The organism is Actinotalea endophytica (assembly GCF_025717005.1).
Classification (GTDB): Bacteria; Actinomycetota; Actinomycetes; order Actinomycetales; family Cellulomonadaceae; genus Actinotalea.
Genome location: NZ_JAOVZU010000020.1, coordinates 1 through 1,076 on the forward strand (window position 1 = coordinate 1; position 1,076 = coordinate 1,076).

1 protein-coding gene is annotated in these 1,076 nt (G+C 70.4%); it reads left to right on the forward strand.

Annotation, left to right across the window (positions count from 1 at the left end):
- Positions 1-109: 109 nt before the first annotated feature.
- The coding region (locus OEB99_RS19715) for an IS481 family transposase (protein ID WP_263579019.1) at positions 110-1,076 on the forward strand (967 nt) is incomplete at its 3' end.

Consider the following 1,076-nt stretch of genomic DNA (forward strand, 5'->3'; position numbering starts at 1 on the left):
CTAGCTGTAGTTCCCAGGGACGTTGTGATCAGCGTGGTGTGAGTGGGAAGGCGAGGACCTCCGGTATCGAAGGGGTTACCACACCATCCTCGATGACCCGGAGGTCCTCGTGACCCACGCTAACGCCCCGTTGACCCCGACCGGCAGGCTGCGCCTGGCGCGTGTGATCGTCGAGGAAGGCTGGCCGGTGCGCCGCGCGGCCGAGCGGTTCCAGTGCTCGCCGGCCACGGCGTCGAAGTGGGCGCGACGGTATCGGGCCGGTGAGCCGCTGACCGACCGGTCGTGTCGCCCGCGCCGGTCACCGCGTCGGTGCTCACCGCGCCTCGAGCGGCGGATCGTGGCGTTGCGGTTCACCCGCAGCTGGGGTCCGCACCGGATCGGCTACCACCTGCAGGTCCCGCGCTCGACGGTGGGCCGGATCCTGGCCAGGTACCGGATGCCGCTGCTGGTCCACGTCGATCAGGCCACCGGGCTGCCGGTGCGCCGGGTCAGGCCGGTCCGCTACGAGACCGCCACCCCCGGGGAACTGGTGCACGTGGACATCAAGAAGCTCGGGCGCATCCCCAACGGCGGTGGGCACCGCATGCTGGGTCGTCAGGCCGGCGCGAAGAACAACGACGGCCACGGCCGCGGCGGGCGCGGGTATGCCTACCTGCATCACGCCGTGGACGATCACTCCCGCGTCGCCTACTCCGAGATCCTGGCTGATGAGCGCAAGGAGACCGCGGCAGGGTTCTGGACCAGGGCCAACGCGTTCTTCGCCGGGATCGGGGTGACCGTGACCGCGGTGATGACCGACAACGGGTCCTGCTACCGCTCCCGCGACTTCGCCGCCGCCCTCGGGGACATCACCCACCGACGGACCCGGGCCTACCGGCCCCAGACCAACGGCAAGGTGGAGAGGTTCAACCGCACCCTGGCCACCGAGTGGGCCTACGCCGCCGCCTACACCAGCGACGAGACCCGCGCCGCGGCCTACCCTGCCTGGCTACACCACTACAACCACCACCGACCCCACACCGGCATCGGCGGCGCCGTCCCCTCAGACCGCGTTCACAACCTCACGAGGAACTACA